Source organism: Lacimicrobium sp. SS2-24, from assembly GCF_002201535.1.
Classification (GTDB): Bacteria; Pseudomonadota; Gammaproteobacteria; order Enterobacterales; family Alteromonadaceae; genus Lacimicrobium.
In genome coordinates, this window is record NZ_NIWW01000001.1 from 801,778 (window position 1) to 822,274 (window position 20,497).

At 49.6% G+C, this 20,497-nt stretch carries 21 protein-coding genes; 8 read left to right on the top strand and 13 right to left on the bottom strand.

Annotated elements, in window-relative coordinates; translation table 11 throughout:
* Positions 1 to 3: 3 nt before the first annotated feature.
* Positions 4 to 1,017: a Fe(3+) ABC transporter substrate-binding protein gene (locus CCY32_RS03525; protein WP_088329160.1), complete on the bottom strand. Its 1,014-nt coding sequence runs from the start codon at positions 1,015 to 1,017 to the stop codon at positions 4 to 6.
* 138 nt (positions 1,018 to 1,155) lie between these two features.
* Positions 1,156 to 1,602: a GNAT family N-acetyltransferase gene (locus tag CCY32_RS03530; protein ID WP_210401676.1), complete on the bottom strand. Its 447-nt coding sequence runs from the start codon at positions 1,600 to 1,602 to the stop codon at positions 1,156 to 1,158.
* A gap of 139 nt (positions 1,603 to 1,741) precedes the next feature.
* Here CCY32_RS03530 and yciH point away from each other — a divergent pair, with 139 nt between their 5' ends.
* The 4 genes from yciH to pheA all read left to right on the top strand — a co-directional run bounded on the left by yciH (position 1,742) and on the right by pheA (position 6,853).
* Positions 1,742 to 2,062: a stress response translation initiation inhibitor YciH gene (gene yciH, locus CCY32_RS03535; protein ID WP_088329162.1), complete on the top strand. Its 321-nt coding sequence runs from the start codon at positions 1,742 to 1,744 to the stop codon at positions 2,060 to 2,062.
* Between the two features lie 35 nt (positions 2,063 to 2,097).
* Entirely contained in the window at positions 2,098 to 2,895 is a 798-nt protein-coding gene (locus CCY32_RS03540; RefSeq protein ID WP_088329163.1) for a response regulator, read from the top strand.
* Between the two features lie 65 nt (positions 2,896 to 2,960).
* The gene (locus CCY32_RS03545) at positions 2,961 to 5,327 is read left to right on the top strand and encodes a penicillin acylase family protein (protein WP_088329164.1); all 2,367 of its coding nucleotides are present in this window, start codon (positions 2,961 to 2,963) and stop codon (positions 5,325 to 5,327) included.
* Between the two features lie 335 nt (positions 5,328 to 5,662).
* On the top strand, positions 5,663 to 6,853 hold the full coding sequence (gene pheA, locus CCY32_RS03550) for a prephenate dehydratase (protein WP_088329255.1): 1,191 nt from the start codon (positions 5,663 to 5,665) through the stop codon (positions 6,851 to 6,853).
* A gap of 35 nt (positions 6,854 to 6,888) precedes the next feature.
* Here the strand turns inward: pheA and CCY32_RS03555 are convergent, their stop codons facing one another.
* A complete protein-coding gene (locus CCY32_RS03555; RefSeq protein WP_088329165.1) occupies positions 6,889 to 7,239 on the bottom strand; it encodes a Grx4 family monothiol glutaredoxin in 351 nt (116 codons plus the stop codon).
* Between the two features lie 294 nt (positions 7,240 to 7,533).
* On the opposite strand from CCY32_RS03555, the gene CCY32_RS03560 reads away from it, so the two are divergent.
* Both CCY32_RS03560 and CCY32_RS03565 read left to right on the top strand, forming a co-directional pair.
* Entirely contained in the window at positions 7,534 to 8,115 is a 582-nt protein-coding gene (locus tag CCY32_RS03560) for a Fe-Mn family superoxide dismutase (RefSeq protein WP_088329166.1), read from the top strand.
* Between the two features lie 196 nt (positions 8,116 to 8,311).
* Positions 8,312 to 8,863, top strand: a complete 552-nt coding sequence (locus CCY32_RS03565; RefSeq protein ID WP_088329167.1) for a DUF1232 domain-containing protein — start codon at positions 8,312 to 8,314, stop codon at positions 8,861 to 8,863.
* Between the two features lie 116 nt (positions 8,864 to 8,979).
* Here CCY32_RS03565 and fadR read toward each other — a convergent pair whose 3' ends face one another.
* Positions 8,980 to 9,690, bottom strand: coding sequence for a fatty acid metabolism transcriptional regulator FadR (gene fadR / locus CCY32_RS03570; protein WP_088329168.1), 711 nt, complete (start codon positions 9,688 to 9,690; stop codon positions 8,980 to 8,982).
* 154 nt (positions 9,691 to 9,844) lie between these two features.
* Between fadR and dsbB the strand changes: the two genes are divergently transcribed.
* Positions 9,845 to 10,369 (top strand): disulfide bond formation protein DsbB, encoded by a 525-nt coding sequence (dsbB, locus tag CCY32_RS03575; RefSeq protein ID WP_088329256.1) that lies wholly within the window; start codon positions 9,845 to 9,847, stop codon positions 10,367 to 10,369.
* Here dsbB and CCY32_RS03580 read toward each other — a convergent pair.
* The 6 genes from CCY32_RS03580 to CCY32_RS03605 are packed head-to-tail and all read right to left on the bottom strand — an operon-like array spanning position 10,366 to position 16,183.
* Positions 10,366 to 10,743, bottom strand: a complete 378-nt coding sequence (locus CCY32_RS03580) for a Na+/H+ antiporter subunit G (RefSeq protein WP_088329169.1) — start codon at positions 10,741 to 10,743, stop codon at positions 10,366 to 10,368. The genes dsbB and CCY32_RS03580 overlap by 4 nt on opposite strands.
* 8 nt (positions 10,744 to 10,751) lie before the next feature.
* Positions 10,752 to 11,021, bottom strand: a complete 270-nt coding sequence (locus tag CCY32_RS03585) for a K+/H+ antiporter subunit F (RefSeq protein WP_088329170.1) — start codon at positions 11,019 to 11,021, stop codon at positions 10,752 to 10,754.
* A complete protein-coding gene (locus CCY32_RS03590; protein ID WP_088329171.1) occupies positions 11,015 to 11,515 on the bottom strand; it encodes a Na+/H+ antiporter subunit E in 501 nt (166 codons plus the stop codon). Before CCY32_RS03590 ends, CCY32_RS03585 begins: the two co-directional genes overlap by 7 nt.
* Positions 11,512 to 13,032, bottom strand: coding sequence for a monovalent cation/H+ antiporter subunit D (locus CCY32_RS03595; RefSeq protein ID WP_088329172.1), 1,521 nt, complete (start codon positions 13,030 to 13,032; stop codon positions 11,512 to 11,514). The genes CCY32_RS03590 and CCY32_RS03595 overlap by 4 nt, the downstream gene beginning before the upstream one ends.
* Complete coding sequence (locus tag CCY32_RS03600) at positions 13,029 to 13,394, bottom strand: Na+/H+ antiporter subunit C (RefSeq protein WP_088329173.1); 366 nt, start codon at positions 13,392 to 13,394, stop codon at positions 13,029 to 13,031. Before CCY32_RS03600 ends, CCY32_RS03595 begins: the two co-directional genes overlap by 4 nt.
* Positions 13,394 to 16,183: a monovalent cation/H+ antiporter subunit A gene (locus tag CCY32_RS03605; protein WP_210401670.1), complete on the bottom strand. Its 2,790-nt coding sequence runs from the start codon at positions 16,181 to 16,183 to the stop codon at positions 13,394 to 13,396. The genes CCY32_RS03600 and CCY32_RS03605 overlap by 1 nt, the downstream gene beginning before the upstream one ends.
* A 486-nt stretch (positions 16,184 to 16,669) precedes the next feature.
* Here CCY32_RS03605 and CCY32_RS03610 point away from each other — a divergent pair, with 486 nt between their 5' ends.
* Complete coding sequence (locus CCY32_RS03610) at positions 16,670 to 17,680, top strand: TauD/TfdA family dioxygenase (protein WP_088329174.1); 1,011 nt, start codon at positions 16,670 to 16,672, stop codon at positions 17,678 to 17,680.
* A 175-nt stretch (positions 17,681 to 17,855) separates the two neighbouring features.
* Here the strand turns inward: CCY32_RS03610 and CCY32_RS03615 are convergent, their stop codons facing one another.
* The 3 genes from CCY32_RS03615 to CCY32_RS03625 all read right to left on the bottom strand — a co-directional run bounded on the left by CCY32_RS03615 (position 17,856) and on the right by CCY32_RS03625 (position 20,368).
* Complete coding sequence (locus tag CCY32_RS03615) at positions 17,856 to 18,545, bottom strand: hypothetical protein (RefSeq protein ID WP_088329175.1); 690 nt, start codon at positions 18,543 to 18,545, stop codon at positions 17,856 to 17,858.
* Between the two features lie 133 nt (positions 18,546 to 18,678).
* Positions 18,679 to 19,317: a hypothetical protein gene (locus CCY32_RS03620; RefSeq protein ID WP_088329176.1), complete on the bottom strand. Its 639-nt coding sequence runs from the start codon at positions 19,315 to 19,317 to the stop codon at positions 18,679 to 18,681.
* Positions 19,318 to 19,825: 508 nt separating this feature from the next.
* Positions 19,826 to 20,368: a hypothetical protein gene (locus tag CCY32_RS03625; protein ID WP_088329177.1), complete on the bottom strand. Its 543-nt coding sequence runs from the start codon at positions 20,366 to 20,368 to the stop codon at positions 19,826 to 19,828.
* Between the last annotated feature and the right edge of the window lie 129 nt (positions 20,369 to 20,497).

Consider the following 20,497-nt stretch of genomic DNA (forward strand, 5'->3'; position numbering starts at 1 on the left):
AAACTATTTCCAGCCAGCCTTATCCATCAGAACCAGTGCTTCGGCATTGAGTTGTCCAACACGCTGTAACGGAATATCTTCGGCTTTAAAATCACCAAATTGTACCAATACAGGGCTTTGCTCAACCCCTTCGCGTACCGGATATTCACCGTTATGTTCAGCGTACCAGGCCTGCGCTTCAGCCGTCAGCATATACTCGAGCAGACGAACGGCAGCGTCCTTATTGGGCGCATGACGGGCCACGCCGGCACCTGAAATATTCACGTGCACGCCGCGATTTTCCTGATTAGGCCAGAAAACCGCCACGGCCTCAGCGGCTTTAACCTGGGACGGATCGCTATCGGTCAGCATACCCGCCAGGTAATAGGTGTTAGCAATCGCGATGTCACATTGGCCGGCTGCTACCGCCTTAATCTGATCGCGGTCTCCGCCTTTGGGCGGGCGGGCAAAATTCTTAACCAACCCTTTTGCCCACGCCAGTGTTGCTTGCTCGCCCAGCTGTTCGATCAACGCCGCCACCATCGACTGATTATAAATGTTGCTGGAAGAACGGATACAAATGCGCCCTTTCCATTTTTCGTCGGTCAGGCTCTCCATATCACTGAGTTCCTCAGCACTGACCCTGTCTTTGGAATACATGATGGTTCGGGCCCGCTTAGTCAGGGCAAACCACTGGTTGTCGGCATCTCTGAGCCGCGCTGGCACGTGTTGGCTGAGCTCATTGGAGGTTACGCTCTGCAGCAGGTCTTGCGACTTGGCACGATGCAAGCGGCCGACATCCGTGGTAATCAGCACATCGGCGGGACTAAATTTGCCCTCTGAAGCGATACGTGAAATCAGCGCATCGGCATTACCGGTAATCAGGTTGACCTTGATGCCGGTTTGTTCACTGAAGGTATCCAGTACCGGCTTAATCAGTGCCTCTTTGCGAGCAGAATAAACATTGACCTCGGCACTGTGTGCGCTGAATGCTACCGTCGCCAACGCCAGCAATACTAAACCAAGCGCGTTTTTCATAATCTTCCTTATCGGTTTTTCACCGTGTTGAACTACACTGCTGTGACTAATACCAATGCTAAACTTTTTGAGAACCATTCTCAATAACAACCGCAGGCCGATGGGCCCTTTTCATATACCGTTTATCGCCCGGCCCGTTCAGGCTTTGCTCTCATACATATAATACTGGCACTCCTGCATCCCCAGCTTCTCGTAGGTTTGCTGTGCTATCTCATTCTCTTTTTCCACATACAGACGAAAACCACAGACATTGCCTTGCTGTTCGGCCATTTCCTGAACGCGCGAATAGAGCCCGGAATAAATCCCCTGACGGCGGGCCTCATGACTCACATAGACACTCTGAATCCACCAAAACACCCCATTGCGCCAATCGCTCCATTCGAAGGTCACCGCAAGACTGCCAAGAAGTTTACCCTGTTGTTCTGCGACCAGATAAAAGCCGTACTCAGGGTGCTGCAATAACCCTCTGACGCCATTTGTCAGTACCTGCTGGTCGAGCTTTTTACCTTCAGTCTCCTCGGCCATTGCCTGATTAAAGGCCACCAGGGCTTCTAAATCCTGTTCTTCTGCTCTGCGCAGGTTTATCTCAGCCATGTCATTTTCTCCGCTTACGTGCAAAATGAGAGCGGATTCTATCCCATTGACAGGCTATAAAAAACTGCCTCTGTGGTTTAAGATGCCCCCATGTTTGGTGTTTAAATGACGATCAGCAAGGGCAATACAAATGAAAGATGCCAGATTGGTGTATTCCACCGATAAAGGCCGGATCAATGAGCCAACTCCCAAACCTGCCACGCCCAAAGGCGACGGTATTATTCGTCTGCGAAGAGAGACCAAAGGACGCAAAGGTAAAGGGGTCACGACCGTCAGTGGTATGTTGATGAATGACGAGGACATTAAGAAGCTGTGCAGTGAACTCAAAAAGCTGTGCGGAACCGGCGGCACAGTGAAAGAACAGACCATCGAAATTCAGGGCGATAACAGGGATAAAATTAAACTGGCGCTGGAGAAAAAAGGTCTACAGGTTAAACTTGCAGGTGGTTAACCGATTATCTTGCTAATCATATTTCAGGAGTTCCAATGGAGCATATCTCCCGTTCAGAGCTGAACATTTTGCTGGTAGAGCCTTCAGATACACAGCGTAAAATCATCAGTGCCATGCTTGCCAAAGAAGATATCGGTCAGGTAGAGACCGCAGGAACCGTTGCCGCAGCCCTGCAGAGCATCAAGGCACATGGCACCGATTTAGTGGTCAGCGCCATGTACTTTGAAGATGGCACCGGACTGGAATTGCTGACACAGATTAAAAATGACCCAAAGACTCAGGCGATTCCATTTATGCTGGTGTCCAGCGAATTCCGCCCCGCCAAGCTGGAAGAGTTCAAACAGGCCGGTGTGGTGGCCATTTTGCCAAAACCCTTTGAGCCCATTCATCTTAATCGTGCGCTGAATGCCAGTCTGGATATTATCAACACCGAAGAGCTTGAGTTAGAGCTGTTTGATGTGCATGAGGTCAGAGTATTGCTGGTAGACGACAGCCGTATGGCCCGCAACCATATCCGCCGCGTGCTTGAGGGAATGGGTCTGAAAAAAATCACCGAGGCCGAGAACGGTGCTATGGCACTGACCCTGCTAAAAGACCAGGCTTTTGATTTACTGGTGACTGATTACAACATGCCCGAGATGGACGGCCGGGAACTGTCGGAGTTTGTACGCTTTAATCCTGATACGGCCCACATTCCCATTATTATGGTCACCTCAGAGGCCAATAACGCACATATGAGTAATATTCAGCAAACCGGCGTCAATGCACTTTGTGACAAGCCCTTTGAATCTGCCGAAGTGCGCAAAATGCTGATGTCATTACTGGGACATTGAGTTCCCCGGAACAAAATCCTTGCGACCGTTTAGCGCGGTCATAAAACACACTCCGGAGACGCCGCATGCGTTCGCTAAAAGCCCTCACCGCGATCAAGACCATCATCGCTACGGTGCTGGTGCTGATTTTATTGGCAGCCATTGGGCTTTACCTGTTATTGCGCGCTAGCTTGCCGCTGCTGGAAGGCGATGCGAGGGCGGAAGGACTTAATCACCCTGTGCTCATCGCCCGGGATGCAAATGGTATGGCGGTTTTCACCGCCAAAGATCGGATTGATCTGGCCATGGCCACAGGCTATGTGCATGCTCAGGAACGCTACTTCCAGATGGATTTACTCAGACGCAATGCGGCCGCAGAACTGGCGTTTTTGTTTGGCCCTGCTGCGCTGGAACGGGACCGCGAGATCGCGCTGCACAAATTCCGCGAGCGCGCACGCCAGCGCATTGAAACCTTACCCAGTCATCACCTGGCCATACTGCAAGCCTACAGCAAAGGCGTTAATCAGGGCATTGAGGCTCTCAGTGCAAAGCCTTTTGAGTATTATTTACTGCAGGCCGAACTGCAGCCCTGGAAAGAAGAAGACACCTTGCTCGCCCTGTACAGCATGTATCTTGATCTGCAATACCATGATGGTCGGCGGGACTTGAGTCTTGATCTGATGAAACGCCACCTTGCCGGTGACCTGTATGACTTCCTTCACCCTGATGGCAGTCGCTGGGATGCCCCCATTGACGACACGCCACAGTCCCCCCCGGCCATGGCACAATCTTCCTGGCCACAGGCGCCTGCACAATCGCAGCAAAAGCCTGATGGAGAAGCCGCCGATCTCAAACCGGGCAGTAATAATTGGGCGGTCAGCGGGGCCCTCACACCCTATCGTGCGGCCATGCTCGCTAATGATATGCACCTGGGGATTCGGGTCCCCAATATCTGGTACAGGGTACAGTTTAACTGGCCACACCAGGGCGAAATGCGCCAGTTAACGGGCCTGTCTTTGCCGGGCACGCCACTGGTGGTGGTGGGCAGCAATACCCAACTGGCCTGGGGCTTCACCAATAGCTATGGTGACTGGAGTGATGTAATTCGCCTACAGCTGGATGACAGCAAGGAGCGATACCTCACAGCTGATGGCTATCAGCCGTTTACCTATACCTCACGCAAGATTGCCGTAAAAGGGCAGGCCTCTGAGCAACTCACCATAAGAGAGACCCGCTGGGGGCCTGTCATCGGCGAAGATGAAGCAGGCAATCCATTGGTCTATCGCTGGGTAGCCCACGACCCAGAGGGCGCCAACCTGAATCTGTTGGCGCTGGAGACGGCCCGCTCTGTTGAGCAGGGTGCCGCCATTGCCGCCACCGCGGGTATACCAGCACAAAATATCATGCTGGCAGACAGGGAGGGCAACATTGGCTGGACAATCGCAGGCCCCATGCCTATTCGGTTTGGCTTCGATGGCCGTTACATCAGTGACTGGAGTGACGGTACTCAGGGATGGGCCGGCTATCGTATGAGCTCAGACTACCCTAAGGTCATCAATCCTTCGTCACAGCGTCTGTGGACAGCCAATGCCCGCGTTATTGGCGGCAAAGACTATGCGAAAATCGGGGATGGTGGTTATGCACTGGGCGCCCGTAGCCAGCAAATCCGCGACAGCTTATTTGCCCAGTCAACCTTCACAGAACAGGACTTCCTTGCCATCCAGATGGATGATCGCGCTGTGTTTCTGACACGCTGGAGAGATTTGCTGCTGGAGCATCTTGAGAACGATTCGCGCCACCCGGATGCTAAACACATCGCATCCCTGATGCAAAACTGGTCAGGCAGAGCCGATACGAATAGTCTGGCCTATTTACTGGTACGCCAGTATCGCCTGGCAATACGTGATCGCGTGTATCAGGATTTACTCCGGTTTATGCAACACAAGCATGCGCAATTCAGCTATCGTGCCATCCGCAATCAACTCGAGATCCCATTGTGGCAAATGGTTACCGACAAACCTGCGCACCTGTTACCCGAAGGCATAGCAAGCTGGCCGCAGCTTTTCGAAGTGGCGCTGCAGGACACACTGAAGGGACTCAACGAATCCCATGTGAATTGGCAGCGACTCACCTGGGGTGAGTATAATCAGGTGCAGATTCGCCATCCGATGAGTCCATTTGTGCCCCTATTGGGATGGCTGACCGATATGCCGGAAGCCCCGCTCTCCGGAGACAGTTTTATGCCCAATGTTGCCCGTAATGCCTTTGGCGCGTCTCAACGACTTGTGGTTGCACCGGGACAGGAGCAACAGGCAATACTGCATATGCCCTCCAGCCAAAGTGGCCACCCTCTTGCACCTTATTTTGGCAAGGGCCACAAGGCATGGCGGCTTGGTGAACCTACGCCCTTATTGCCAGGAAAAATAGCGTATCGGTTGAAATTAACTCCCTGATAGTGATTGACAATGACCCGGACAAACAATAAATTCACCACTATGAAAACATCCATCCTATTTTTTGCCCACTTTTTTAGCTCATCCACTCCGGGAGGCTGATTTTTGTGTGCAAAACGAAAAAAACCTCCCACCGGGAGGTTTTTTTATGTCCAGGGATGGACGGTATGTCGGGGTTGCAGGGAACATTCCCCGACGATGTCCAGGGATGGACGGTATGCCGAAAGCGCGTCGGGAACGATACTTCGGCGATGTCCGCATAGGGACAAGACAAAGAAAAAGCGATTACAGATTTTATCAGGCAATATTTTTAGTTAACCGAGATCATGCAGGCTATGACAGATTATCAGCAACAATTGGAACAGATTCGACAGGACATCAGTACCCTGGATGCGCAGCTTCTTGAGTTATTGGCAAAACGCCAACACTTTACTAATCAGGTGGCGCGTACAAAAATTGACGCCCATATGCAGGTCAGGGACACCAGTCGTGAAGAACAGCTGCTGATCAAATTAATCAAACAAGGGCAAAAGCTTGGCCTGACGCCTCAATACATTACACAGTTGTTCCATGTCATCATTGAAGACTCGGTATTAAATCAGCAGATGCTGCTGGCGCAAAAAGCCAACCCTGACAATGCCCTGCCCCTTAACCGGGTGGCCTTTCTTGGCGATAAGGGCTCTTACAGCTACCTGGCCACGCAAAAATACTTTTCCCGGCGTCCTGGCGAGTTGGCAGAGATGGGATGTCAGAGCTTCGATGAAATCATTCATGCGGTGGAAACCAATGAAGCGGACTATGGCGTGCTACCCATCGAAAACACCTCTTCCGGCAGTATTAACGAAGTCTACGACCTGCTCCAGCATACGCATTTATCGATCATTGGTGAGCTCACTCATCCTGTTGAGCATGCCCTGCTAGTGGCAACTGATACCCAAATCAGTCAATTAAAAACCCTCTATGCGCACCCTCAGGTGTTCTCTCAGTGCAGTCACTTCCTGGCTGAGCTGGGAAATATTGAAGTGAAGCCCACCGACAGCACATCGGCTGCCATGCTCAAAGTCAGCGAACTGGCCGATCCTCAAATCGCTGCCATAGGCAGTGCTGCCGGTGGTGCACTCTATGGGTTAAGTCCGATTAAATCGAATCTGGCGAATCAAAAAGAAAACCACAGTCGCTTTATCGTAATTGCCAGAAAAGCGGTCAAAGTGCCACTGCAGATCCCGGCTAAAACGACCCTGGTGATGAGCACGGTGCAAAAGCCCGGTGCCCTGGTCGAAGCCCTGACGGTGCTTAAAGATAACAACATCAATATGACCAAGCTTGAATCCCGGCCAATCAATGGTAATCCCTGGGAGGAGATGTTTTATATTGATGTAGAAGGAAACCTCCAGGATGGCCCAATGCAAAAAGCCATGGACGCCTTGCGGGGTATGACGCGGTATCTCAAAGTGCTGGGGTGTTATCCTACCGAGGAGGTCAGCCCGACCCGTGTCGCAGCGGCCAGCGCATTAATTGAAAAATAGAGGCTGGCCTCACGCCAGCCCCTTTTCAAGCCATCTTATTCGGCGTCTGATTGTTCAGAAGCCGATTTGTATTTGGCCGCGGTTTCTTTAATCAATGGCTGCAACTCACCCTGCTGAAACATCTCCAGGATAATGTCGCATCCGCCTACCAGTTCACCCTCTACCCACAATTGTGGAAATGTTGGCCAGTCGGCATAAGCAGGCAGTTCAGCACGGATGTCAGGGTTTTGCAGAATATCTACATAAGCAAACTGCTCACCACAGGACATCAGAGCTTGCGTCGCCTGGGCGGAGAAGCCACAACTAGGCAATTTGGGGGAGCCTTTCATATAGATCAGTATCGGGTTCTCAGCGATTTGCTGCTTGATCTTTTCCAGTGTTTCCATGGTATTGGCCTCTTGTCAGTCAAAATTTGGATTTGGTGACAATTGTACCTGTTTTCAATATCTGACCCCAGCGGAATTACATGTCAGACCCAATCTGCGGTTAATTAAAACACTTAGTTATATTAAGTAATTAATTCAGCGGTTGTTTTTGTTTTCTTCGCTCCCATATAGGATGACAGGTACAGACAGTTACACTAGTATCAATTAACAATCAGAATGACACCGGTATTCCTCATCAAGCACAGTGGTGATGGGGAAATATCATTTTTATTTTAGTAAACATGGAGAATCAATATGGCTTTTGAATTACCCCCGCTTCCCTATGAAAAAAATGCCCTTGAGCCACACATTTCTGCCGAGACCCTGGAATACCATCACGGTAAGCACCACGCTACCTATGTGACTAAGCTTAACGGGTTAATCGAAGGCAAAGATCTGGAGAATAAGAGCCTCGAAGAGATCATCAAATCCTCTGAAGGTGGTGTATTTAATAACGCCGCGCAAATCTGGAACCACACCTTTTACTGGAACAGCCTGAGCCCGAATGGTGGCGGTGAACCAACGGGTGCACTGGCCGATGCCATCAACAGCAAATGGGGCTCTTTTGCGGCCTTTAAAGATGCCTTCAACGACAAGGCGGTTAACAACTTCGGTTCCAGCTGGACCTGGCTGGTGAAAAAAGCCGACGGTAGCCTGGATATCGTCAATACCAGCAACGCCGGCACCCCCATCACTGAAGACGGAGTGACACCGCTGATCACCGTGGATTTGTGGGAGCATGCGTATTACATCGACTACCGCAACCTGCGTCCTAAGTACCTGGAAGGCTTCTGGGCCCTGGTTAACTGGGACTTTGCCGCCAAGAACTTCGCCTGATAGTGGCATAAACTGAGAGAAAGCGCCTGCGGGCGCTTTTTTTGTGCAACATTAACAGGAGGCCAAATTTTCAGATGCCGGATTGTGGCTTTCCTTCGTTAAATTCCATCAATATGATTAGCGTGCCGCAACATGTCATTGACAGTAGCTGGCGGCTTGTCTAATGTAAATTTTACTTTTGCACACGAGACTTACCATGAGCATTTCCATTTCTTTTGAGCTAACAGACAGTGATCTGGAGCATTTTCGCAGCGCGCTTGAGACCGCATCCGAACGCGCGCACCAGTACAGTGATCAGGAGATCCTGAAAAAAGCAGGCGAAACCTGTCGCCAAATGGAAGGGGCCGAGCTACCTGCATTTGTCTCTGACCGCCTTAAATCTCTAGAAATGCTGATGGCCGCCGTACAGGATGAGGAATGGCAAATGCCCGAAGACGAGCGAAAGAGTGTACTCACCTCGCTGGCCTATTTTGTCGATCCACAGGACATGGTACCGGACAACATTCCGGGGCTGGGCTACCTGGATGATGCCATTATGATCGAGTTAGTGATACGTGACCTTTCTCAGGATTTATCAGCATACAGTGAATTTTGCAGTTATCGGGAAACCGAAGAAAAACGTCGCGGTGATGCTGCCAAAGTGGACAGAGAGAGCTGGCTGGACGGTAAACGTAGTCAACTTCGAGCCACCTTGCGTAAAAATCGTCAATCCCGCATGCGCAAGAGCGTATTCAGCCGCATCATGTAAGCAAGACAGTTCAGAGGGCAACGTAGCTCAACTGACAATACAAATAAAAAAGGTGAGCAGATGCTCACCTTTTTTAATGCTTTCACCCGCCTGTGAAACAGGACTGAAGCATTCGCTCAGTCCACCAGTCCTGTTGGCATCTCGCCACGGATCTCGTTCCAGATTTCACCACTGTCCATACCGTATTTGCGTATTAGCATGGGCACTTTTTCATGCTCACCATTACGCGCCAGTTCAAGCAATTGCGCATAATGAGATTTGGCCAGTTGCCGGGACTTGGGATTGGAAAAATAATAACTGCCAATTCGCGCGTACAAACCACGAAATCCATTCATCATCAGCACAAAAACGCGGTTACCCGATGCCATCGCCAGATCATGATTAATTTTATAATCAAAATCCGCGTAAGCCTGGCCGTCTTCGGGTAAATTGACATAACCTTCGAGTAATTTGGCCGATTCTTGTGGCGCATTTTTAAAGGCGCGGCGAATAAAAACCGCACTGACACTGGTGCGGGCCGCGAGCAGATGATCCACCAACTCAGGGATCCCCTCTTCATCAAGGCGAGCCAGTGTTTCCAGGATATTCAGCCCGCATGTCTCCCAGAAGTTATTCACTTTGGTGGGTTTACCATGCTGTATGGTCAGCCAGCCATCACGGGCCAGACGCTGCAACACCTCTCGCAAGGTGGTCCGTGTCACACCGATCAACTCCGACAATTCCCGCTCAGCGGGTAGAATTGTGCCGGGCGGAAATCTGCCACTCCAGATGGATTCGACAATATATTCTTCAGCAAAGCCGGCGGGACTCTGAGCCTTATAAATCATATAAAAAACTCACTCAAGGTTATTATTATTGTGCAAGGAGACACACAAGTCAGTGTCTATTAACTGATTGTACCAGATGTTGGCACCAATTAAAGTTACTCTTTTAGCCACAGAACATGGCAGAATTACTCAAAAAAACGGAGTTGTGAATATTATGTCCTTAGTGTCCTGCCTGACCCATAGCGCCAGCCATCGCCAATCCTGGCTTATTCTGCTGCTATCGGCATTGTTGTTAGAAGGCATCGCCCTGTATTTTCAATACGCCATGGGGCTTGAGCCCTGCATCATGTGTATTTATCAGCGAAATGCTGTATTTGGTATTGCGCTGGCAGCTTTAGTGGGTCTGATTTACCCGCAAAACCCGCTTTTTAAATGGACGGCGCTGGCTGGCTGGGGGGTATCGGCTATTTGGGGATTGCTCATTGCCATCGAGCATGTGGACATTCAAACCGCAGCGAATCCTTTCTTTACCACTTGTGAAATCGTTCCCAATTTTCCTTCCTGGATGCCACTACATGAGTGGGTGCCTGGGATATTTGCCGCAACCGGCGACTGCGGCGACATCGACTGGTCACTGTTGGGCATGAGCATGCCGCAGTGGATGATCGTGATTTTTGCGCTGTATACCGCTATCTGGTCGATTGTATTGCTGTTTCAGTTTAAAAAGACCGCCGCTTAGTCCTGATCTTTCGTATCGCCCGGAGCTTGCTGTTTTCGGGCGGTAGATACGTGCTCAGCGTTACGGGTGCGCTTCATCATAGGCACTTCATGATGCATGGCGACCTTGGCCAGAATATGGGCGGTGACCGGCGCCGTAATGACCAGAAACAAGGTTATCAACAGTTCGTGAATGGTCAGATAACCATGCTGGTGCGACATATACACCATAGATCCTAACAGAATCCCGCCCAACCCCAGTGTTGTGGCCTTGGTGGGCGCATGCAAACGCACATAAAGATCCTTTAGGCGAATCAGGCCAATGGAGCCCACCAGCACAAATACACCACCTAAGATCAGTAACACAGAAATTAACAGTTCAACCCAGAAATTCATACTGGCTCCTATTCGATGATATCGCCACGCAGCAAATACTTGCCAAACGCCACACTGCTAACAAAACCCAGCATGGCAATCAGCAGAGCCGCCTCAAAATATAGCTGTGTACCGTTATACATTCCGTATAGCAGAATCAATGCAATACTGTTGATGTACATGGTATCCAGTGCCAGTATTCTGTCCACGACATGGGGGCCAATCAACAATCGCCATAAGTTCAGAAACAAGGCAACGCACAGCATCACCCCCACTGCGATCATGCTCCACTCTAACATGCGAAAATCTCCTTAATTGCCGCTTCATACCGGGTTTTAATAAGGTCGATCACTTCTTGCTCGTCATCGGGCATATTCAGCACATGCACATACAACCAGTTACGATCAGAGGATACCTCGGCACTGACGGTGCCCGGCGTCATGGTCACGGTACTGGCCAGCACCGTAATGGGAAAAGTTTCATCAAGGTCAAGGGGTACTGCGACAAAACCGGGGTTAATGCGCCGCATCGGACCGACCACCAACAGCGCCACCTGAACATTAGCCACCACAATGTCACCCAGCACCATGATCACATAGCGAAGGGCCTTTAAGGGACGCGCGATTTTTGGTTGTGGTACCTGCAAGGGAGCACAAATTAACGGGATAACGATCGCCAGCACAGAGCCTAACAGCAGATGCCCGAGACTCAGACTGCCGTTTAACATTAACCATACCGCCAGCAACAGTAAGCTGTGAAATGGCATGGGTAACCAGCGCGAGGTCATACTCATTTGCTTCCCCCCTGTAGATTCATGACTTCAAATAAGCCCTGTAAGCCATGTAGCTGCGTTGCCGCGGCTTGGGTGTAGTCTGTTACCGATGCACCAAAGATCACCATCAGTGGTGAGCCCAGCAGCAGTAATATGGCCCCGGAGATTTGCCAGCGGGACAACTTCTGAGTGTTGTCACCCTCACCGCTATAGCGCCAGAACAAGGTCGTGCCAGCACGGGACAGCGCTACAATGCTGACCAGACCGGCTATCAGAATGATGGGCCAGATCCACAGCATTTCTGCAGCACTGTGCGCAGATTGCAGAATCACCAGCTTTCCGATGAACCCGGAGAAAGGTGGTAAACCGGCAACGGTCATTGCAGCCACAAAGAAAAGTATTCCCAGCAACGCAGGCTGACTGACCTTGCGCGCCATCACAAACCAATCCAGCGCTTTACCGCGCTGTTGCCCCAGCATATCCGCAATCAGAAATAATGCGCCTGTTACCAACGTGCTGTGCACCAGATAAAAGAGCCCTGCTGCTGTTGCCTCAGGGGTTCTCAGTGCAAAGGCCACCAGCAATGTGCCCACCGATATAATCACCAGGTTAGCAGCCAGATGACGTAAGTTAGGGCTGGCCAGGGCACCAATGGCACCGATGGTAATGGTCAAAAAGGCAAGCGGCCAGATCCAGGGTTGTACCATACCGGCAAGCTCGCCAGCCTGCTCTCCAAAAATCACCGTATAAACCCGGAAAATGCCGTAAATCCCCACTTTGGTCATAATGGCAAATAACGCCGCTACCGCAGCGGGCGCGGCGGCATAGGTTCTTGGTAACCAGAAATGCAGGGGTAGCATAGCCGCCTTGAGTCCGAAAACAATCAACAACAGCAGACCGCCTGCTTTGGCGATCACCAGTTCACCGGCTGACAACTGCGCGATACGTAACGACATATCGGCAATATTGAGGGTGCCGGTGGTGCCATATAGCGTACCCAGGGCAAACAAAAACAAACTGGAGCCGATCAGATTAAGAATCACGTAATGCACATTGGCCAGGGTCTTTTGTTTCCCGCCACCGTGAACCAGTAGCGCATAGGAGGCAATCAGCAACACTTCAAAAAAGACAAACAGGTTGAACAAATCACCGGTCAGAAACGCGCCGTTAATTCCCATCAACTGAAACTGCAATAACGGGTGGAAATACTTCCCTTCCCTGTCGCTACCGGCAAAAGCATACAGTGTTGCGCCCAGTCCCAGTATGCCATTGAGAAGCACCAGCAGCAGAGCCAGGCGATCGGCAAAGAGAACGATGCCAAAGGGTGGCTGCCAGTTACCTACGGCATAGAACGTCGCGCCCTGATTGATCACCTGCAACATCAGTAACACAGAGCAGCCGATCTGTAGCAGCATCAATACCAAAGTGGCGACGCGACGATACTGATACTTCTGTGGACCCGCAAAAGGCGGTAATAGCATAAAGAGCCCGCCAAACAACGGGATCAATATGGGAAGAATGGCTAAATGTTCGCTCATACTTTACCCCGCGTCGGCTTAATGGCCTGATCGGCATCGGGAGGCTCGCGGCCATCCACAAAATCGTTACCCAAATCGGCGCGGGCGCGCATGGCCAGAATCACCACAAAAGCAATCATGGCAAAACCAATCACAATGGCCGTCAGCACCAGTGCCTGAGGTAAGGGATCGGTATAAGACTCAGAGGTTCCCAGAATGGCGGCACCATCCAGGCGCAGCCGACCACTGGAGAATAAAAACAGGTTCACGGCATAAGAGAGCAGCGTCAATCCCAGTACAACCGGGAAGGTGCGCCCCCGCAGACACAGGAAAATACCGCTGAAAGTGAGTATACCAACGCAAAATACGTACAAGGCTTCCATTATTCCTCCACCGTCGGACGATGACGGGTAGTCAATTTACCCAAGTTAGCCAGGATCAGCAGGGTTGCCCCTACCACTGTCAGATAAACCCCCAGGTCGAACAATATGGCACTGGCCAGCTCGATTTTACCTATCCAGGGAATATCAAAATAATCAAACCAGGAGGTTAAAAAGGGCTTATCAAACAACCAGCTGCCGGCACCGGTCAGCGCGGCAATCAGTACCCCACTGGCAATTAACACCTGGTAGTCGACCTTGATTCGCGGCTTAATCCAGTCCACACCATGGGCAATGTATTGCTGAATCAGTGCCACTGAGGTCACCAGGCCGGCAATAAAACCACCACCAGGCATATTATGACCACGCAGGAAGATATACACAGATACCAGCAGAGCCAAAGGCAGCAGGCTTTGCGATATCATTGCCAGAATCAGCGGGTGACGATCTTCAGACCAGGCTCTGCCCTTCTCATCCGCCGAGGGCATCGCCAGTCGCATACGCGCGATAAGCTTAAAGATACCCAGCGCGGCAATACCCAGCACGGTTATCTCACCGAGGGTATCAAAGCCCCGGAAGTCCACCAGAATCACGTTCACCACATTAGTACCGCCACCGCCGGTTTTACTGTTGGCCAGGAAAAACTCTGAGATACTGTCAAAAGGTCGGGTGATAATGGCGTAGTTAATAGTGGCAATCACACCGCCGCACACCGCCGCGATGCCAAGGTCTCGCACTACCCGCCGGGGAGACGACTCGTTTTTGGTTTTCTGTGGCAAGAAGAACAGTGCCAGCATCAGCAGGATAACCGTTACAACCTCTACCGCCAATTGGGTCAACGCCAGATCCGGTGCCGAGAAGCGGGCGAAGGTGATCGATACAATTAACCCGACTACCGATAAGGTAATCAAGGCCACCATGCGCTGACGGTGCAGAATTACCGTCGCCAGTGCGCTGATACACAGCAGGATGGCTGCCGTAATTTCGATGCCATTCACAGGCTGATGGGGCAAATGACCGGCAGCACTATTCAGCTCCATCAACGGACTGGCTGTCATAACCAGGGTCAGCAACAATAATAACGCTACATAACGTTGTAACGAGCCATTTGCCATCCATTCGTGAAACGCTGTGGCCTGACGCACAATGGCCTGGATCACACCCTCAAACACCAGTTTCGCGTCGGTTTCTCTGAACTGCGCCTGAAAGCTATACAGACGGCCCCGATATGCGTACACCAGCAAGCCACCCGCCATAGCGATGGCACTCATTAACAAGGGTAAGTTAAACCCGTGCCAGACCGACAAACTGTACTCCGGCAACTGGCCATCCAGTACAGTGGACGAGGCGGCTTGCAGCAAACTGCCAATCATAAAGCTGGGGAATATGCCCACCAACAGACACATCGTCACCAGAATTTCGATGGGGATCTTCATGTACCTGGGCGGTTCATGAGGTGTTTTGGGGATATCGATAGGCTCACCATTGAAGAACACATCATGAATAAAACGCAATGAGTACGCCACCGAGAATATACCCCCCAGTGTCGCCAAAACCGGTATCATCCAGGACAACGAGCCCAGCGCAACCTGATGCAGGGTCTCGGCAAAGAACATCTCTTTGGAAAGGAAACCATTGAGTAATGGTACCCCCGCCATAGATGCCGCCGCCACCATAGCCAGCGTTGCGGTATAGGGCATGTAGCGCCACAGGCCATTGAGTTTGCGCATATCGCGGGAGCCCGACTCATGATCGATAATGCCTGCGGCCATAAACAAGGAGGCTTTGAAGATGGCGTGGTTCATGATGTGGAATACGGCGGCTACCGCCGCCAGTTTGGTATCCATACCCAGCAATAAGGTAATCAGGCCCAGATGACTGATGGTGGAATAAGCCAGCAATCCCTTCAGGTCATGCTTGAATAAGGCCACATAGGCGCCCAGCAGCAGGGTCGCCAAACCCGTCAGGCTGACAGTCAGGAACCACAGCTCGGTACCGGATAGCACCGGATACATACGGGCCAGCAAGAAGATGCCTGCCTTCACCATGGTGGCAGAGTGCAGATAGGCACTGACCGGCGTCGGCGCCGCCATGGCGTGAGGTAACCAAAAATGAAACGGAAATTGGGCTGACTTGGTAAAGGCGCCGAGTAATACCAGAATCAGCGCCACCGGGTACATGGCATGTTCCCGAATCACATCACCACTGGCAAGTACCGTGGCAAGATCATAACTGCCCACAATATCAGCAATAATCAGCAGACCCGCCAGCAATGCCAGTCCCCCGGCTCCGGTAACCGTCAGCGCCATGCGCGCGCCTTTGCGGGAGTCTGTTTTCGACGACCAGTAGCTGATCAGTAAAAATGAGCTGATACTGGTTACTTCCCAGGCCATCCATAGCTGTAACAGGTTGTTTGACAGCACGATGGAAAGCATGGCCGTCATAAACAGGATCAGATAAGCATAGAAGCGCCCCATGGCGTCTTTTTCAGAAAGATAGTAACGGGCATAAAGGATAATCAGCAGGCCAATACCGAGGATCAGCAACGAAAACATCATGCCCAGTCCATCAAGACGCATGGACAAGGTCAGTCCCACGGCAGGTATCCAGGCCAGACTTTCAGTCAGGACTTCACCGGATAACACCTCTGGCAACAGGCCTGCAATTTGAGTCAGCGCCAATGCAGGCGCCAGCATGGTAAAAAATGCACAGGCTGTGCGACCAAACCGCTCGGTAATCAGCGGCACAAACACCCCTATCAACAATAAAACGGGTATCCAGAATAAGCTCATTATGTCGCTGTGCTCCATTTTGTTATTGTGTACTCGACCAACATCCTACGTGTCACCCGGGCCTGTTAACGCTACCAATAAAAAAGGGCTAAGCATTTACCCCTTCAGACGCCGTTAACCCATATAGCCCCTATTCCACTGATGGCATGCGTTATGGTGCTTTGTGGTATTGAGAGACAATTTAACCCTCAAACCAATAACTTAACATAGAGATTACCCGTCCAAGGCTAATCTAAGCTTAACACCTGGGCAAGAAAAACCGCGTTAAACCGCCAAAGCCACAGGCTAAAAGCATAAGATTTATGCAGTTGGGCGTCCTGTCACCTCCAACGGCTGACAGCGCGGGCATACAGACAGCTGCTGGCGCATAGCATTACGCAGGTTACCACCAGGCTGATCACCACGACTTTTGTGGTATGCCCCATTTTATTGCTAGGTTTAGGTCACAGACACATTGACTTGCCCATTCGCGCAAGGAGTATGCAGATGACCGCACCAGAGATTGCGCCGCTAAAGGCCTCCACAGTCAAGCTAGTTGCCGACTATGGTGGCTGCATCAGACCGCTAAAACCTATGGGTGCCGAGGTACTGGGTATAGACCTGACGATGCCCTCCCCTCCGCCTACAGAAGTGGTCACAGCACTAGAACAGGAAATGGCAGAGCGGGGCTTTCTTGTTTTCAGGAAGCAGGACGGGTTGCAGCCCCAGCAGTTTCTTGCAGCCAGCTGTTGGTGGGGCGGAAAAGAGATTCACAGTACCCATGGCGTGCACCCGGCAACGCCGGATCGCAACCCTGACATTTTTCGCCTCTCCAATGACCCCAAAGTCGGTATCCCCGGCGTAGGACCACAATGGCACAATGACGGTAGCTTTAATGCCCGAACGTTTTCCCACTCTGGTTACCACATTATCCGCCCTGCAGAGCGCGGTGGCGGCACCAGTTTCGCCCATCAGGGCGCCGCATTTGCAGCATTACCTGAAGAGACTCAGCAATACTGGCGGCGTCTTTCCTCGGTCAACTCTAATAGTGGTGTGGTGCATCCTTTAGTGCATCAGCATCCGCTCACCGGCACAGAGTGTGTCTGGCTGCATCTTGGCATGACAGGCGCAGTACTGGAAAAATCCACACAGGAACAGGCATTTCGGTTATTGGAGGCTGATGAACTGGCCCGGCTATGCAAAGCCTATAATGACCTGCTTAATGCCGGGTTTGATCAAGGCTATGCCATGACCTTTGAGTATCAACAAGGTGATTGCCTGTTTATTGATAATCTGGCGGTGGCCCATCGCGCCGCCCCGGAGGCCCACTTACCGGTAGAACAACAAGGGTTACGGATTATGCATCGCAGCACCGTGAGAGGCACTGACCTGCTACGACCCAGAAATGGTTTACCCGAGCGCCTGGATATTCACGGGCCAAATCCGGCGGGTTCCGGCGTGTGGCACGGCGGCGGTGTGGGCTTTCGCTGGCAGGCAGATATCCCGATGCAGAACTAGCTATGAGAATTTATCAGCACCAGCCATTGAAGAGAGGAAGCTTTTTGTGAACGCCAGCTACCCAATAAAAACTGAACAAATCGCCAACAGCAGCATAGTGCCAATTGCGGACCTTCAGCAAAACCATTTACATAGCTCAACCTATTGATTCAGGGCCACAGTCACTTGTTATGTTTTAAATACACCCAACTTGCCCATAACTATCTATGATTAGTATTTTATTAAAGTCATGCTGAACGTTTAATTTACTATATGCCAATCTGTAAGACTCTAAATCGGCTACCCAATAGTCGTTATATAAAGCTAACCAATACTCTCCGTCATATGCCTTAGCTTTACACTTCTTTAATTTAGAAGTTATACGGTCACTAAGAAGATTCATAGTATTGCTAAGTAAATTAGCATCAGAATATCTATTGGCTATAGCGCTAACAACTTTTTTTCCGGTTTCTCTCGTGCCATCATAGACACTGATTGAAATTCTATTCTTTTCTATTACTAGATCTTGCTTAACTACTCCAGAATTGATCTGACTTAGGATTTCTTTTTTTAGTTCGCTTTTCGTTTTTCTTATATTATTTATTGGAGCACCTAAAACAAGAAAGACGTATTTATCATCTGGAATATCATGTTTCATTTGGCTGTCCAATTGATCAGATAGCGTCATAGCGGGTTGGTCATGAGCAAGTCTAGAAATCATCGTACCTTTTTCGTTTTGAACCTGCTGAACCAATCGAGTGACCTCGACCGCAATCTTTTTTTCACCTAAATAAAAATATGAATCTGGCGGGTCTTCACCTTCAGTGAATCTCCCTCCAAACTTTTCCACAATTGAGTTCATCACAAAACTTTCGTTTGGACTCATACTTTCCTTAAAACATGACGCTTTGCTCACCTGCACATACTGTGGAGAGCGTTTTTGTGTAAAATTGGAGCGCAGCGACAAATACAAAAACGAGCGTAGCAGCATGTGTCAGAGTGCAGCAACTTGTTAGAATTTAATACAACCATTTGCAAACACCACGCTCCACCGTACCTATATGCTTATACAAAGAAATAGCTGTGTCCAATTTTTGACCAGCAAAAAGGAACTGCAATGCTAGAAAGAAAAAGTATACAGCCAAACTGATAGAGAATAAAAAGGCAATAGGGCCATAGTGACTCATTACCCAAGCATGACCTGGAATACTATAAAGGCTTCCCATCCCAAGAACGAAATATAACGTCAAGTACCAACCTTTAAGAAGGTTTGGGTAAAATCTTCCTTTAAGTCTATTTTTTAGCTCAGGTCGTTTAAACTCTAGAGAAAACTCAAAGTTACCTCTAGACGAAATGTAGTTCTTTATAGATTCCGTGGGGTTTGGAAATTTCAGAAAGTACTTTATTTCCTGATTACTTAAAGGATACTCAAATTTATTTTCAAATGCCTGCTCTACCAGAAATGGATCATTCTTAAATTTACCTGAAAACACTTTGATGAATATTTCTAGCTGTTCTTGCCTCACTATTTTCTTATTCTGTTGCTCTAACTTGTATCTACGGTATAGGGCGAGACTAAAAAATGTTACCAGAGCAAAACCTACGTGGAATTGCCCTGTTTCCCATAGTGCCTTAATAAATCCCCAGTTGTTTAGCACTATTCCTCCTAAATTCTAACAATGTTATTACCATGAATTCACGGTATGCCGCAGGCGACACAGTGCCGTTTATTCACAGTTTCTAATCATTTTTCCCATGTTAACAATAGCTTGGAGCTAGCTACCAGCGCTTTGTGCATAACCTAGCGTGGGGAAAGCGAGAATTGGGGTTTATACTGGTCCCGGTATGCACGTACCGCTATAGCCAATATCCAGTACTTTCAATAAGTTATCGCTAGTGTTATGAGACAAAGCGAGACTTTCTGATGTGTGAAACCGAGAATTTCTTGAGAAAATTGAGTGAATTTAACTTATACCTGTACAAATGAACAGCATTTCCTTGCATTGGGTCACTCGATATTTATCACTACATGGTTTAGCCAGAAAGCTAAGTTGAGCGTCCACTACTCGCTCGGTGCAGCACTACACAGGAGTGTCAGTGGCCGTTGGGTGCCGTAAACAGTCATTCTAGTTTAGCTCTTTTCTGCCCCAATTCGCATTGGAAGAGTTACAGATTGTCTTTGAGCTTTTTTAACGTGTTTAAACGACTAGTTATGTTATCCATAGCCCACTCCGATGTTCTTTTTGAATGAATTGATTCTTTTTGGAGAGAGATGTCTTTCTTAGCGAAGTAAAGATAAGCGATAGCGCCTGAAATTACTGAAACAGAAAGAATATTAGTTAGAGCAAATAATCCAGCGACAAAAAGTGATTTTGTAACGACAAATACATGTCTAGTTGTGTATGAGTCATCAATATCCTCAGCTCTAAGTCTCGCGATTTTCTTTTCACAAAGATCAATTGATGCATCTAGATAGGTGGACGCGCCAGCAAAAATTACAGGCTCAGTTTTTTCAGCATGATCAGGCATTTCTGCATTGGAAATCAGTTCAATGATTTCCTTCTCGCTTAAGTATCTCAGCGTATCTTCAGTGATAAGCTCTGCTTCATAGAAGGTATTAATGTCTCTAATAGCTTCGTAGTATCTTTCAAAAGCTAACTGCTCGTCCTTTCTAAACTGTAAAGTTTCTTTCCATATATTATTTAGCACGGCTGCTTCCTAAAAAATTTAAAACACAGTCTAAGATGGACACTCTGGCTGGATAAATTGTCTTTGTCCATTAGCAAGCTAGAGCGACTGTCCGCTTCTCGCTCAAATCTGCCTGTTAAATTAGGTAAG

Excerpts from the sequence above, each read along its gene's own strand:
- CCY32_RS03610 (WP_088329174.1), top strand. The coding sequence starts at position 16,670 with ATGACCGCACCAGAGATTGCGCCGCTAAAGGCCTCCACAGTCAAGCTA.
- CCY32_RS03600 (WP_088329173.1), bottom strand. The coding sequence starts at position 13,394 with ATGGAAGCCTTGTACGTATTTTGCGTTGGTATACTCACTTTCAGCGGT.
- CCY32_RS03580 (WP_088329169.1), bottom strand. The coding sequence starts at position 10,743 with ATGAATTTCTGGGTTGAACTGTTAATTTCTGTGTTACTGATCTTAGGT.
- CCY32_RS03605 (WP_210401670.1), bottom strand. The coding sequence starts at position 16,183 with ATGAGCTTATTCTGGATACCCGTTTTATTGTTGATAGGGGTGTTTGTG.
- CCY32_RS03555 (WP_088329165.1), bottom strand. The coding sequence starts at position 7,239 with ATGGAAACACTGGAAAAGATCAAGCAGCAAATCGCTGAGAACCCGATA.
- CCY32_RS03540 (WP_088329163.1), top strand. The coding sequence starts at position 2,098 with ATGGAGCATATCTCCCGTTCAGAGCTGAACATTTTGCTGGTAGAGCCT.
- CCY32_RS03585 (WP_088329170.1), bottom strand. The coding sequence starts at position 11,021 with ATGTTAGAGTGGAGCATGATCGCAGTGGGGGTGATGCTGTGCGTTGCC.
- CCY32_RS03615 (WP_088329175.1), bottom strand. The coding sequence starts at position 18,545 with ATGAGTCCAAACGAAAGTTTTGTGATGAACTCAATTGTGGAAAAGTTT.
- CCY32_RS03565 (WP_088329167.1), top strand. The coding sequence starts at position 8,312 with ATGAGCATTTCCATTTCTTTTGAGCTAACAGACAGTGATCTGGAGCAT.
- CCY32_RS03590 (WP_088329171.1), bottom strand. The coding sequence starts at position 11,515 with ATGAGTATGACCTCGCGCTGGTTACCCATGCCATTTCACAGCTTACTG.
- CCY32_RS03545 (WP_088329164.1), top strand. The coding sequence starts at position 2,961 with ATGCGTTCGCTAAAAGCCCTCACCGCGATCAAGACCATCATCGCTACG.
- pheA (WP_088329255.1), top strand. The coding sequence starts at position 5,663 with ATGACAGATTATCAGCAACAATTGGAACAGATTCGACAGGACATCAGT.
- CCY32_RS03595 (WP_088329172.1), bottom strand. The coding sequence starts at position 13,032 with ATGAGCGAACATTTAGCCATTCTTCCCATATTGATCCCGTTGTTTGGC.
- CCY32_RS03560 (WP_088329166.1), top strand. The coding sequence starts at position 7,534 with ATGGCTTTTGAATTACCCCCGCTTCCCTATGAAAAAAATGCCCTTGAG.
- fadR (WP_088329168.1), bottom strand. The coding sequence starts at position 9,690 with ATGATTTATAAGGCTCAGAGTCCCGCCGGCTTTGCTGAAGAATATATT.
- yciH (WP_088329162.1), top strand. The coding sequence starts at position 1,742 with ATGAAAGATGCCAGATTGGTGTATTCCACCGATAAAGGCCGGATCAAT.
- CCY32_RS03525 (WP_088329160.1), bottom strand. The coding sequence starts at position 1,017 with ATGAAAAACGCGCTTGGTTTAGTATTGCTGGCGTTGGCGACGGTAGCA.
- dsbB (WP_088329256.1), top strand. The coding sequence starts at position 9,845 with ATGTCCTTAGTGTCCTGCCTGACCCATAGCGCCAGCCATCGCCAATCC.